A 12,721-nucleotide genomic window follows, 5' to 3' on the forward strand; every position below is an offset into this window, starting at 1 on the left:
GTGGCGCGAACGGCCGAGCGCTGGACGTCCGAGAGTCGGCGTCGCGGACGGAGCGTCCGCCGTCACTAAGGGCATCGCCTGCCAATACGGGGTATGTCACCATCGATTCGACGGCTCGTCCTCGACGTGATGAAGCCACAGGACCCGGATATCCTCGAGCTCGCCGCCGTCACCGGCGACTGTCCGGGCGTCGACGGCGTCAACGTCGTCCTGGTCGAGACCGACCGCGACGTCCAGAACCTCAAGCTCACGATCGAAGGGGACGGTATCGATGCGGACGCGCTCGAGGAGTCCGTCACCGACCTCGGCGGGACGGTACACTCGATCGATCAGGTCGTCTGTGGCGACCGAGTCGTCGAACAGATCGAAACGCCACAGGACCGGTGAGCCGGTGACCGACGTGCCTTCGCTTCGCGACCGCCTCGAGTCCGTCCGCGGGCTGCTCGCGGACGAGGAGGTCAGATCGATCTCGCGGCGGTACTTCATCTCCAACGGGTTCGACGGGACGCTGACGAGCATCGGGGTCGTCGTCGGCGCGTACCTGTCGGGCATCGCGGACGGACTCACCGTGATCACGATCGGCCTCGGTGCGGCCGTCGGTCTCGGGACCTCCGGCGTCTGGAGCGTCTGGGAGATCGAGCGCGCCGAGAAACAGGCCGAACTGATGGCGCTCGAGCGAGCGATGCTGACCGATCTCGAGGACACGGCCGTCCAGCAGCGGCGGGCGGGCGCTCGCAAGATCAACGCGGTCGCGAGCGGCATCGGCCCGCTCATCGGTATCCTCCTGCCGCTGGTCCCGTTTCTCGCTCAGGGTCCCGTCCTCTCCATGCTCGAAGCGACGCTGCTTGCCATCGCCGTCGGCGTCACCGTGTTATTCGTATTCGGCGCCTATCTCGGCTCGATATCGAAGCAGAACTGGATCGTCGCCGGTATCCGAATGGGACTCGCGGGGATCGTCGTCGCGATTCTGAACCTGTTTTTGCCCGGATGATGCCGCGGGAACGTCCCGACGGAGCCGTCAGATCGTCGAGGACGCCGCCGTCCGTTCGGCCCGTTCGGCACGACGTTTGATCCCGTGGAGCATCTTCCGCTCCATGACGAAGTGGGCCGGTTCCCAGAAGAGGGAGTCGATCGCCCGGGCGATCGACGACCGACGTGGGTTCGACCGCGTGCGAGCGAGCAGTCGCGTCGTGTCCGCGTCGGTCGGCTCGAGGACGAACGCCCACGTCCACGCCGGCGGGTCGCCGGGCGGCCTGAGGACGAGCGCGCGCTCGGGGTCGAGACGGGCGACCTCCGGTGCGGACTCGGGCGCGGAGACTGGATAGTCCTCCGGCGCTAACCTCACGACGTCTCCCTCCTCGAGGTCCTGGAGCTCCGGAATAATCCGATCGACGTTGTGAATGTCGGCACCGACGGCCCGCTCGAGCCAATCGTAGCTGTAGAAGCCGCCGCGACCCTGTCCGATCTGGACGAGCCACGGCCAGATCGCTTCGGCGGGAGCGTCGATCTCGATCGCGTGGGTGACCTGATCCGTCGCGTCCGGGAGGAGGTCGTCACCCGGGAGCGGGGCTCGCGCCTCGTCCTCGATCGTCCCCCAGCGGCGGTGCCAGGGACGGATCGCGACGTGGTACGCACCCGCGAGGAGGAGCGCGGCCGTCGCGACGACTCGACGACCGGTTCCGTTCATGCGGCCTCGGTTTCCCTCCTCGGTACTGGAGTGCGTTGATTCCTCGCTCGCTCGGGCCTCCGCGTCGGCCGCGATGCGCTCGAGTGCACGGGACAGCAGGTAGCCCGCGAACGGACCGATCCCGCGCCAGTATCGCCGGAAGTTCCGGCGGGCGCGGTCGTCGGTCGTCGCCGTGCGCGCCTCGTAGGACAGCAGCGTCCGCCCCTCGCCGTACGGTCGAACGGAGAGTCCGATCGCGAGTTTCCCGTAGCCCGCCTCGTCGAACGCCGCGAACGCCTCCGGGTCGACCCGCCGCCACTCGATCGCCGGTCGCCAGAATTTCCCGACGGCACCGAAGACGAACTCCTCGCCGGGCGCTTCCGCGAGCAGCGTCCACTCGTCGGTCTCCGGAACGTCGGCGAACCGCATCCGCTCGGGCGGTGGCGCGCCGGATGTACCCCGAATCCAGCGTAGGGCTGCCATCGGGGCGTTTCGAAGCCGTCCGAGGGTACGGACGATCGGCCCGGTGTCCAGCAGGTCGGCAGTGAGCATCGCCTCGTACGTCGTCTCGGGATCGGCGTCGACGACCGCGTGCCGGATCGCCGTGACGTCGTACTCGGGTACGTACCGGTCGATCAGCATCGACGAGTCGGTATCGGTGGTGAAGGCGTTTCGAATCATCGCTCTCCGTCACCGTCCCACTGCGACGACCGCTGACGTAAATCGATGGCCTCGATTCGCTGCGTCCGCCGTCGAGCGCTCCTCGGCACGAATCACGAAGCGATCCGAAGCACCGCCGGTCATCGGTCACAGAACTGCTGTGGCGCTGTCCGACCGATCGCGTCAATCGGCGGTCCGCCGGCCGGTAATCGACTCGATCTCGAGTTCGTAGATCTCGAGTGCTACCGCGTCGACGTCCTCGTCGAAGATCCGAAGCTCGAGGAACGACTCGTTGACCGCCGTCTCGTCGAACTGCGCTTGCTCTCGATCAGTGAGTTTCCGGAGCGGTCCGGTGGCGATGATGCTCCAGGATCTTCCGACCGAATCGACGTCGTAGAGGGTGTAACTCGCAGTGTCCGTCGCTTCGAGGTACGACATCTTCGCGCTCGAGCCGTCGGTCGAGAGGCGGATGTACAGCGTCTCGCCCTCGTAGTGGTGGGCGACGGGAAGCGCGTACGCGTCCCCGTCGGCTGCGAGTCCGAGGACACCGGTGTCGGCACGCGTGAGGTGTTCCTCGAGTTCTCGATCATCCATTCCGACCGTGTAGACGTACTCGATTCGATCCATCGTGGAATGTAGGAGCACGAACGGTATGAAGCTACGTGCCTGCTCCGTAGCCGAAACACAGCCGAAATAGTCGTAGCCAGCGATTCTCGTCCGTCGGGAACGTTGGGATACACGTTTGACTGTCGTGAACTGACATCTCGACATGGGTCTTTCTCGACGGAATCGAGGGACGGAACAGGCCCCGATCGAGTCCGTCGTAGCAGCCCGTCCCCGATCCCTCCGACGTTCACGTCGTCTCCGGCCGGTGGGACCGCCAGACGCCGCCGGAGCCGATCGGCGGTGACGAGCCGTTCAGGGGCTCGACGGACGCGGCGTGCTGGATTACTCTCGAGGAGTGCTGAGATTCTGCATCTCGCCGCCGCAGTTCGGACAGCCCATCGAACGGGGCGCCCTCGCTCGCATCCCACATAGCATACATTCGTACAATCTTTCGGACGTTAGATCTTCATTTTTCACACTGGCCACGAATTATGGTATGGATGGCATACTAAATCAACGTTGCGCAGGTTGCCTCGTCAGATCGTACCGATCGGAGTGTGGAAACGGTATCGTCTCGAGGCGGCCACCGGTCACGTATCCGGGGTTCGTACCGGCTGGTGACTGCCCGTAGCCAGGACGATAGGAAGCCAGCCGAGCTGAGTCCACGCTTGTACCCGGCGGGAGACGCGATATTTTTTCGTTTCACTCGTGAACGGTGATGGTAGCCGGACAGTCTCCGGAATCGAGAACTGGCTGGTGGAGATATACTCTCAGCCGGCGTCTATAACTCATGAACACCGTCCTCAAGATCGTGGGAAGTGTCTTCGTCGGCGTCCTCGGCTTTCTCGTGGTCGGGATCGGCGTCACCGAAGCGCTCGCCCCCTCCGTCTGGCCGTCGGCGATGCTGGGGCTCCCTGCCGGACTCGTGGCCGGAATCGCTCTGAGTCCGCTCACGTACCTGGGCCTCACCTACCGGGAGGAACGTACCGCGACCGGCCGCCCCTCCGAACGAACGGCGCGGCGCTTCTGGGCGACGGTCGCGGCGATCGGCGGATTCGTCGGCGGGGGTGGACTCGCGATGGCAGTTCTCTGGACGCAGGCGGTCGGCCTCGCGACGGCGATGCTCGTCGGCGGTCTCCCCGTCGGTATCGTCACCGGCGCGCTGGCCGCGTATCTCGTCTCCCGTCGCGACTGGACAGGTCGCGTTTCGCCCGGTTCCCCGCCGACGAATTCGTCGTGACACTCACCCTTCCGACGACTCCCGTAGCGTAGCAGGGATTCGCAGCGATCGCCTGATTCGCCGAGAACGATCGCTGGACGAGGCGTCGACCGAGCCGGCCGATCGAAACTATTCACAGTTATGACAATCGCGTTCACAGTATCCGCCATGACGACAGCCGTCGACGGTCGCAAAGTAGGCCTGTTTCTGGCGCTCGCGTTCGGCATTTCGTGGACCGGCGCGGTCGGACTGTTCGTCTCCGGGATCGAACTACAGTCGCTGCTCGGTACCGTCCTCGTCGTCGTCGTGTTCATGTGGGCACCGGCGATCGCCGCGATCGCCGTCCAGCGGTACTCCGGGGAGTCCGTTCGAACCGGCTGTGGCCTCGCTCGCGGCCGCCTCCGCTGGATCGCCCTGTCCTGGCTGGCTCCCGTCGGCTTCCTCGCGGCGACGATCGGCGTCGGACTCGCCCTTCCGACCGTCTCGTTCACGACGGAGTACGCCGTCTTCCTCGCCGATCTCGGGCTTTCGCCCGACGAGATCGAGGAATCGATCGCCGTCCTCGAGGCGCTTCCGGTCCCCCCGATCGTGCTCTTCGTCGGGCAGGGTCTCCTGGCGGGACTCACGATCAACGCGCTGGCGGCGCTGGGCGAGGAACTGGGCTGGCGCGGGCTCTTGCTGGCGGAACTCGCTCCCCTTGGATTCTGGCGGCTGTCGACCGTCACGGGCGTCGTCTGGGGGCTCTGGCACGCGCCGATAATCCTCCAGGGACACAACTTCCCGGAGGCACCGATCGTCGGTATCGTCGTGATGACCGTCTGGACCGTCGCCGCCTCGCCCGTGTTCACGTACCTGACCGTCCGTGCGCGGTCCGTCCTCGCCGCCACGGTCTTTCATGGGACGTTCAACGCGGTCGCCTCGCTCTCGTTGCTCTACCTCACCGGCGCGGAGACCCTCCTGATCGCACCAGTCGGGGTCGCCGGGATCGGAGCCGCGGTCCTCGCGACCGCCGTCTGCGTCGCCCACGACAGGTACGTCGCCGCCGATCGGATCACGACCGGGACACCGCTTTCCCCGTGGGGCAGCGGGGACTGATTCGGCGACGCGGACGGAACTGCCGGATCGAGGAACCACAACGCCGGGCTCTCGGCGGTCGAGAACGGAAATCGCTCTTTATTACGTCTCTCGACCTATCAATCGGTGAGTACCGATGTATACGTTTCCCGTCCGTTCCAGGGTCCGCGAGGGTGCGGTGGCGACGAGCGACGAATCGGAGACGCGACGAGGTGGTGGGCCGTGAGCAGCGCCGACGGCTCGCTCCCGCGGCCGTACGTCCACGCGTCCCTCCTGACGGTCGTCCTCACGGGAGTCGCGACGACGGTCGGGCTGTTCGTGCCCGGCTTCTACCGTGACGCGCCGGTCCTTCTCCCGCAGGTCTACGGCCAGGACCTGTTGACGCTGTTCGTCGCCCTCCCGGTCTTTGCGGTCGCGCTGTACTACGCCGCTCGAGGGTCGCTACGGGGCTACGTCGTCTGGCTCGGCGTCGACGGCTACCTGCTGTACACCTACGCCTCCTACGCGTTCATGACGGCGTTCAACGAGTTGTACCTCGTCTACACGACGCTGCTGTGGCTCACGCTGGCCACGTTCGTCGGCGGGACCGTCCGCCTCGACGCCGCCGGAGTGAAACGGGCCGCCGGGGACTTGTCCGTCCGGCCGTACGTCGGCTTCCAGGTGCTGCTGGCGGTCCTGGTGGCGTTCCTGTGGCTGGCGGAGGTATTGCCAGCGATCGCTGCCGGGACGACGCCGCCGAGCGTCGCCGAGGCAGCGCTGCCGACGTCGGTCATCTACTCGCTCGATCTGGGGATCATCGTGCCAGCGTTCCTGCTGTCGGCGTACTGGCTTCGAAAGCGCCGGGCGTGGGGGTACGCGTTCACCGCCGTCCTCCTCGTGAAGGCGGCGACCTTGGGACTTGCCGTGCTGGCGATGGCTGCGTTCCAGCTTCGCGACGGGCAATTCGTTCCCGTGCCCGTCCTCGCCGTCTTCGGCGTCCTGACGCTGTCGAGCCTCGTGTTGCTCGGTCGGTTCCTGCGATCGATCGGCTCCGCGGCCGATCCGACGACGTCCGCGGTCCCCGACGGCGATCCGGTATCGACTGCGGATCGTCGTTCGGGCCGGGAATCGTAGATACTGTTACCAGTCGCCCGATCGTACACGAACGCGATGAACGTCCACGAAGCCGTCGACGTCGGGACGATCGGGCTCAGCGGAGTGCTCCTTCGGGACGCGAAATTCTTTATGCGACGCCTCGAGTCGCCGCCGATCGTCGACGTCACGGCCGACGCGGCGGTCCGCGACGCTGACCTCGATGTCACCCGCGCCGGCGTGCACGACGTGACCGTCGCAACGCCGATCGGCGATTTCGGGGCCGCGTACGCCCCCTGGCAGTGGCGCGGTCCCGAGTATCCGACGCTCGTCTACCATCACGGGAGCGGCGAACGACCGTTCGAGTTCGGTCGATTCAGTTCGAACTCGTTTCGGCGGCTGTTCGTCGGCCACGAACGGGAGGTCCCGGCCAATCTCGTCGCCGTCAGAGCGCCGTTTCACGACCGCTCGAGCGCGGCGTACGCTCGCGCGATGGGCGACCTCGGGAACTTCGTCGGGATGCTCGCCGCGTCGGCGGCGCTCGTCGAGGCGCTCGCGGCGGACGCGGGGCAGCGAACCGACGGCCCCGTCGTGGCGTCGGGGATCAGCCTCGGCGGCTGGGCGATCAACCTTCACCGGGTCTGTTTCGAATCCGTCGATCGCTACGTCCCCATCTTCGCCGGTGCTGCGCTCGGCGACCTGTTCGTCTCGTCGAGCTACCGCAAGCTGGCCGCCGAATCGGCGCGGGGGCGACCGGATCGGTTGCGGGAGATCCTCGACTTCGAGGACTCGTTCAGAACGGTCGACGCGGCCGACTGCGATCCGCTGCTCGCGCGGTACGATCGGATCGTCGAGTTCGATCGGCAGCGACCGAGCTACGAGGGACTGCCGCTTTCGACCCTCGAGAAAGGACACGTGACCGGCTCGCTGGCGACGGCGGCGCTGCGCGAGCACGTCGTGAGCGCGCTCTGACTGGGTCCACGGCGGCGATCAGTACGGCGGCAGCGGGCGTTCCCGCCCGCGTCGGAGGTCCCTCGCCCCCCACCAGAGCAGGACGACGAGGACGAGCGCGGTCGTAGCCACCGTCTGGTAGCCGTCCGCCCGCGGCGAGAGCTCGAGGAGTTGCCCCGTGGCGTTGCCGACGAAGTGAAACAGGATCGCCGCGAGGACGCTCCGGTTCGCGTTGTTGAACAACCAGGTGTACAGGACTGCGCCGACGATGACGTTGAACGCGAACCACGCCGGGTCCGGCGCGAAGTCCCAGCTACTGAAGTAGCCGACCATCAGGAACAGCGGCGCGTGCCACGCTGCCCACGCGACGCCGAGGACGAGGCTGGCGGTCAGCGCGCTCCAGCGCAGTTGGAGCCGGTCGAGCCAGTAGCCCCGCCAGCCGATCTCCTCGTGGAACGGCCCGAGCAGGAAGATTGCGGCCAGCGTTCCCAGAAGGGCGATCGGATCGCCGAGGAGGTCCAGCAACGGTGCCGCACTCAGCGGCTGCGTGGCCCCGTCGACGACGATCGCGGCGGCGGCACCGACGAGCGCGAGCGCCGGCCAGAGCGCCAGCATCACGACGGCCCAGCGACCCGGAATCAGCCGTACCCCGACGAGCCGTCCCCACAGGTCGGCGAGTCCGGTCCGACCGCCGACGCGCCAGGCCATCACGACGCCGCCGATCGTGACGCCGAGGCCGCCGACGATGAGAAAGCCGATCCCCGGAAACTCGAAGGCGTGCCAGCCGGCGACGATCGGAACGCTCCACCAGCACCACGTCCAGCCGTGGGAGAACAGCAGGAACCCCCAGACGTCGAATCCACTCTTCGTCTCGCGAACGCGGCCGGTCACCGAATCGGCGTCGATCTCCTCCGGCCCCATACCTGTTCTTCGAGGGCGGACGACCTAAAGACGGAACCGAACGCGTTCTCGAATCGCGACTCTCGGGTTCTTCCCGACGGTGCTGGGCGGCGAACGCGGGACGCGACACCGATCGTCGGCACACGGCCGACCGAGCACGCTCGGGACGACCATCGCCTCGAGTCGGGTTACCGCTGCCGGACGACGACCACGGGGATAGGCGATCGGCGGACGACGTTTTCCGCCACGCTGCCAAGCATGATCCGTGACACTCCTTCTCTGCCGTGGCTTCCGATGACGATCGTATCGTATCCTTCCGACGCCGCCAGATCGACGATCTCGTGGTCGGGTTTCCCGGTCGCGATTTCGGTCTCGAGATCGCGGCTCCGATCCGCGGCGAGGTCGGCCGCTTCGTCGAGGATATCGCGTCCGGTATCGCGGGCAGCGTCGACGGCGGGAACCCGGTCTTCGGGGTTCTGGAACGCCGCCCAGTAGCCTTCCGGCACCGGGACGACGTACAGTGCGACGACGTCCGCATCCGGAAACGTCTCGAACGCGTACTCGAGTGCGTCTTTCGCCGGTTCTGAACCGTCGTACGGAACGAGGAGTCGATCCCCCATACGAGTCTGCACGCCGTCGAGCGATATAATACCGTGACCGTAGTTCTATCGCGCCCCTCGGCACAGATCGGAGGGAGCACCGTCGAAACGGGGCGATCGAGGACGGTGCCGATTCGGGATTGGTGCCGGGTCGTCTCTCACTCGTCGCTCATCGGAACGCACAACACCGGCAACTCGGCGTTCCGGACGACGGTTTCCGTCACGCTTCCGAGGAAGTGGCGTTCGAACCCCGAGCGCCCGTGGGTCCCCATCGCGATGAGATCGATCTCGTTGTCGTCGGCGTAGTCCAGGATGACTCTCGCCGGTGGCCCCGTTGCGACGGTTCCCGTGAGGCTGAGGCCATGCTCCCGCCCGCGTTCGCGGACCGCCTGGAGCGCCTCCTTGCCGGGTCGCTCGAGTTCGGCCACCAGCTCGCCGGGGTCCATCCGCGACGGGAACCGACTCGTATCGACCGAGTAGATCGCGTGCACCATCGCGTCGAAGGCCGTCGCGATCGTGATCCCCCAGTCGACGGCGGCCGCCGCACCGTCGCTCCCGTCCGTCGGCAGGAGGACGTTCTCGACGGTGGCCTCGGTCAGCCGCGAGTCACTCGCCGCAGGCGGCACGACGAGCACCGGGACGCCGACGGTCCGGAGGACGTTTTCGGTGACGCTCCCGAGGACGACGCGTCTAACGCCCGTTCGGCCCTTCGTCCCCATCGCGACCGCGTCGATCCCGTTCGCGTCGACGTAGCGGTCGATGACCCGGAAGGGCGTCCCCCGTTCGGTCGCCGTCGTGACCTCGAGGTCCGGATTCCGGTCCCGTACCATCGTCGCGACGGATTCGACGGCCGACTCGGCGTCGGCCTCGAGTGCCGCCCGCTGTTCCTCCCCATCCGACTCGAGAACGGACGTGAGGCCCTCGATATCCGGCGTCTCGATGACCGACAGGACGTGAACGGTCGCGTCGGCTGTCGCGGCGAGATCGACGCCGTGTCTCGCCCCCGCGAGCGCGCCGTCGCTGCCGTCCGTCGGCAGAAGGATCGAATCGATCGTATCGGATGTCGGTGACATGGCCGGTCTCTTCACCCGCTCGCGGGTTAACTGTAAGGGTGATGGTAACGGCGTCAGGATCGGTGTCAAGCGCTTCGATAGCAGCCTCGCTCGTGCCCCCTATCGAATCTCCCGTGAAACCGAGGCCGATTCGACTCGGTACAAGTGAGAGAGATTCGAGCGCATCCCCTCACCTTCCCGTGAGGAGAGTGCTCCGACACTCGCTGTCGGAACCGACCGACGAACAGGCGGGGGTCAAGCGGACAACACGGGGCGACAGTCCACACTTCTGCTTCAGGGTTCGCATCTTGGTATAATGGTGGTCTCGATATCAGTCCGTTCGGAACGACACGACCGCGGACGGTCGACCGAGGCACGTCCCTGCTGTCGCGGCCGACTCGCTTCGACCGCGACCTGGACCGCTCTCGGATCGCAGCGATCGGTCACTCGACGATCATGACGGGGACCGACGCGTTCTCGGAGACGCGCTTGGACACGCTTCCACGAACGAGGTGGTCCAGTTCTCGATGCCGACCGAGGACGATGAGATCGATCCCGTGGTCGTCGGCGTACTCGAGAATCACGCGATGGCGGAGGCCATGCAGAACCTCGCAGTCGACGGCGTCGACGCCGGCATCCCTCGCGCGATCGCGGACGTATTCGACCGCCTGTCGACCGATCTCCTCGAGATCACTGAACTCGATACCGGGGGCGATCGCGGCCGAATTGACCACGTATAGCGTATGGAGCGTCGCATCGTTCTCGGCGGCGAGCTCGATCGCTTCGTCGATCGCCCGCTCGGTGCTCTCGCGGCCATCGGTCGGGACGAGAACGCGGTCGTACATACCGCGAACTTCGACTCCCACGCTCTTCGTTCTTCGGCAGCGGGCTGAGACGACGCTACTTGTCGGGGCGTTCTCAGTGGCGCGCTGTACGTACCGTCTTGCGGATCGGTTCCGCGATCATCCGTTCTCAGGTTGCGGTCCGCCACCCGTTTGTGCCTCTTCGGCGTCACCCCAACCGCCAGCATCGACGACCGCGAATAGCTTTCCCCAGTTCTGATCCCGTCGGTCTTCGGGGAGTTGATCGCGGAGTTGCCGGGAATCCGACTGTGGAATCTGCGTCCGAACGAAATCGACGATGACGCGGGCGTGGTACGCAGCCTCGGACGGCTCCGTCCCTTCGATTTCGCTCACTCGCGAGATGAACTCCCACCAGTCGAATCGTTGGCCGTGTTCGTCGACCGCGCCGGTCATGTACCAGCGGATCTCCATCGGGAGGGAGGCCGCGAGATCTTCGGCCGCGTCGCCCGGAATCCGTTGTCCGAGCGTCATGAGCGTGGCCCTGATCGCGCGAACGGTTTCGCCCGTTCCGGGTAGCTCGAGTCGATGCTGAACCTCGCCAGTGAACTCGTCGAAATTCAGAGCGCTCGAGGAACGCACACCGTTCAGCAGTATAAACCCCCTCTCGTCGGTCGCATCAGTTGACCGTCTGCCGATAGCCGGTGTTCGACGTTCGAGCGAACCCGAAACGAACTGGTCCCACACCGGCTCCGCCGAGGGACGGGTCGAGAACTATCGTAGCACCTGAAAGTCATCGCACGCCTGATCGCACGACGGCGTTACGATCAGTGTGTAAATCGTTTCAATTGCTACGATAGCAACGAATCCCGCGGTTCTGGAGTGTACGCCATCGCATGAACGTTCAGCGACTCGAGCGGTTGCTCGAGTTTTTCGTCATCGGCATCGTGTAGCCGATAGAACGCGCGGCAAACGGCGGACTCGAATTCGATCGTCTGGCGGAGAACCGAGTCGGTTCGACACAAGTAAACCGTGGCTGACATCTGTAAGGTATATGGTCGGTCCGGGTGTGAGAGAAGTACGTCCATGTACGACACGATCCTCGTCGCGACGGATGGAAGCGACGCCGCAAACCGCGCGGTCGAACACGCGACCGATCTCGCCTCGTCGTTCGACGCCGACCTGCACACGATTTACGTCGTCGATACGACGCGGTACGGCAAATCGGTGCTGTCCGACGCCGGTGGTGCCCTCGACGACCTCGAGGAACGCGGGGCGGGGATTCTCGAGGACGTGGCGGCGCGATCGGACGTCGACGTCACGACCGAAATACGGAGCGGCCGTCCGGACGAGGAAATCGACTCCTATGCCGCGGCTATCGAGGCTGACCTCGTCGTTCTCGGCAATCGGGGACTCGGCTCGGGCCCCGGCGAAGAGCTCGGCAGTGTCGCCGAGCGGGTCGTTCGAAACGCGGGGCGGCCGGTGATCACGGCCTGATCGAAACGTATCACGATTCGCGATGAAAGGTATATGCCCAGATCCGATGTGAGTCTGTGTGTTGGATGTACGACACCATTCTCGTTCCGACTGACGGAAGCGATCCCGCGAACCGCGCCGTCGAACACGCCATGGCGCTCGCAGATCGGTACGACGCTCGCGTTCACGCCTTGTACTGCGTCGAGACCCACCGGTACGGGGAGCCCGCGTTGAGTAGTACCGCAATCGTTCTCAACCAACTCGAAGAACAGGGGCAGGCGATGCTCGAGGAGTTAGGCGACCGCGCGGACAACGCCGGCATCGAGTGTACGTGGGATGTCTGCCACGGTCGCCCCTGGGAGGAGGCCCTCGATGCCGCTGACGAACTCGATGCCGATCTCGTCGTGATCGGCTATCAGGGCCAGAGCCACGCGCGAGCCGGGAAGATCGGCAGCGTCGCCGAGCGCATCGTCCGATCGGCGGATCGACCGGTGCTGACCGCGTGAGTGACGGGATGGCTCCCCGTCGCATCCCGAGACTCTCCTCGAGAAACGGGCTCGAGGTACCGATTCCACGCCGGGAGCCAGCAGTCGATCCACGTGCGGACTTCCCGTTGGATGCGAACGTCACGATCTGAGCGAACGGGG

Annotated in this window: 16 protein-coding genes; 8 read left to right on the top strand and 8 right to left on the bottom strand. The window is 65.9% G+C overall.

The window, feature by feature from the left end; translation table 11 throughout:
* Nucleotides 1–93: 93 nt before the first annotated feature.
* The gene (locus CP557_RS21075; protein ID WP_097381983.1) at nucleotides 94–387 is read left to right on the top strand and encodes a DUF211 domain-containing protein; all 294 of its coding nucleotides are present in this window, start codon (nucleotides 94–96) and stop codon (nucleotides 385–387) included.
* A 4-nt stretch (nucleotides 388–391) separates the two neighbouring features.
* Nucleotides 392–991, top strand: coding sequence for a VIT1/CCC1 transporter family protein (locus CP557_RS21080; RefSeq protein WP_097381984.1), 600 nt, complete (start codon nucleotides 392–394; stop codon nucleotides 989–991).
* Between the two features lie 27 nt (nucleotides 992–1,018).
* Here the strand turns inward: CP557_RS21080 and CP557_RS22845 are convergent, their stop codons facing one another.
* The 3 genes from CP557_RS22845 to CP557_RS23595 all read right to left on the bottom strand — a co-directional run bounded on the left by CP557_RS22845 (nucleotide 1,019) and on the right by CP557_RS23595 (nucleotide 3,418).
* Nucleotides 1,019–2,347 carry a hypothetical protein gene (locus tag CP557_RS22845; protein ID WP_211290272.1) on the bottom strand — a complete coding sequence of 443 codons (1,329 nt, stop codon included), beginning with the start codon at nucleotides 2,345–2,347 and terminating at the stop codon, nucleotides 1,019–1,021.
* A gap of 162 nt (nucleotides 2,348–2,509) precedes the next feature.
* On the bottom strand, nucleotides 2,510–2,953 hold the full coding sequence (locus CP557_RS21095; protein WP_097381985.1) for a pyridoxamine 5'-phosphate oxidase family protein: 444 nt from the start codon (nucleotides 2,951–2,953) through the stop codon (nucleotides 2,510–2,512).
* A gap of 321 nt (nucleotides 2,954–3,274) precedes the next feature.
* Nucleotides 3,275–3,418 (bottom strand): rubrerythrin-like domain-containing protein, encoded by a 144-nt coding sequence (locus CP557_RS23595; protein ID WP_449406613.1) that lies wholly within the window; start codon nucleotides 3,416–3,418, stop codon nucleotides 3,275–3,277.
* A 304-nt stretch (nucleotides 3,419–3,722) separates the two neighbouring features.
* Between CP557_RS23595 and CP557_RS21105 the strand changes: the two genes are divergently transcribed.
* From CP557_RS21105 to CP557_RS21120, 4 genes are all read left to right on the top strand, one after another.
* Nucleotides 3,723–4,172, top strand: coding sequence for a hypothetical protein (locus CP557_RS21105; RefSeq protein ID WP_097381987.1), 450 nt, complete (start codon nucleotides 3,723–3,725; stop codon nucleotides 4,170–4,172).
* Nucleotides 4,173–4,319: 147 nt separating this feature from the next.
* Complete coding sequence (locus CP557_RS22740) at nucleotides 4,320–5,246, top strand: CPBP family intramembrane glutamic endopeptidase (protein WP_245853135.1); 927 nt, start codon at nucleotides 4,320–4,322, stop codon at nucleotides 5,244–5,246.
* A gap of 201 nt (nucleotides 5,247–5,447) precedes the next feature.
* Nucleotides 5,448–6,338 (top strand): hypothetical protein, encoded by an 891-nt coding sequence (locus CP557_RS21115; RefSeq protein ID WP_097381988.1) that lies wholly within the window; start codon nucleotides 5,448–5,450, stop codon nucleotides 6,336–6,338.
* A gap of 36 nt (nucleotides 6,339–6,374) precedes the next feature.
* Nucleotides 6,375–7,268, top strand: coding sequence for a hypothetical protein (locus tag CP557_RS21120; protein ID WP_097381989.1), 894 nt, complete (start codon nucleotides 6,375–6,377; stop codon nucleotides 7,266–7,268).
* Between the two features lie 18 nt (nucleotides 7,269–7,286).
* On the opposite strand, the gene CP557_RS21125 is transcribed toward CP557_RS21120, so the two are convergent.
* The 5 genes from CP557_RS21125 to CP557_RS21145 all read right to left on the bottom strand — a co-directional run bounded on the left by CP557_RS21125 (nucleotide 7,287) and on the right by CP557_RS21145 (nucleotide 11,222).
* On the bottom strand, nucleotides 7,287–8,168 hold the full coding sequence (locus tag CP557_RS21125) for a CPBP family intramembrane glutamic endopeptidase (protein WP_097381990.1): 882 nt from the start codon (nucleotides 8,166–8,168) through the stop codon (nucleotides 7,287–7,289).
* Nucleotides 8,169–8,335: 167 nt separating this feature from the next.
* Entirely contained in the window at nucleotides 8,336–8,767 is a 432-nt protein-coding gene (locus CP557_RS21130; protein ID WP_097381991.1) for a universal stress protein, read from the bottom strand.
* Between the two features lie 137 nt (nucleotides 8,768–8,904).
* Complete coding sequence (locus tag CP557_RS21135) at nucleotides 8,905–9,819, bottom strand: universal stress protein (protein WP_097381992.1); 915 nt, start codon at nucleotides 9,817–9,819, stop codon at nucleotides 8,905–8,907.
* Between the two features lie 422 nt (nucleotides 9,820–10,241).
* Complete coding sequence (locus CP557_RS21140) at nucleotides 10,242–10,643, bottom strand: universal stress protein (RefSeq protein WP_097381993.1); 402 nt, start codon at nucleotides 10,641–10,643, stop codon at nucleotides 10,242–10,244.
* A 117-nt stretch (nucleotides 10,644–10,760) separates the two neighbouring features.
* Nucleotides 10,761–11,222: a DUF2267 domain-containing protein gene (locus tag CP557_RS21145; RefSeq protein ID WP_097382069.1), complete on the bottom strand. Its 462-nt coding sequence runs from the start codon at nucleotides 11,220–11,222 to the stop codon at nucleotides 10,761–10,763.
* A 462-nt stretch (nucleotides 11,223–11,684) separates the two neighbouring features.
* Between CP557_RS21145 and CP557_RS21155 the strand changes: the two genes are divergently transcribed.
* Together CP557_RS21155 and CP557_RS21160 are read left to right on the top strand one after the other, a co-directional pair.
* Nucleotides 11,685–12,095 (top strand): universal stress protein, encoded by a 411-nt coding sequence (locus tag CP557_RS21155; protein WP_097381995.1) that lies wholly within the window; start codon nucleotides 11,685–11,687, stop codon nucleotides 12,093–12,095.
* 65 nt (nucleotides 12,096–12,160) lie between these two features.
* On the top strand, nucleotides 12,161–12,580 hold the full coding sequence (locus tag CP557_RS21160) for a universal stress protein (protein ID WP_097381996.1): 420 nt from the start codon (nucleotides 12,161–12,163) through the stop codon (nucleotides 12,578–12,580).
* Nucleotides 12,581–12,721 lie beyond the last annotated feature (141 nt).

This window comes from Natrinema ejinorense, assembly GCF_002494345.1.
GTDB classification, from domain to species: Archaea; Halobacteriota; Halobacteria; order Halobacteriales; family Natrialbaceae; genus Natrinema; species Natrinema longum.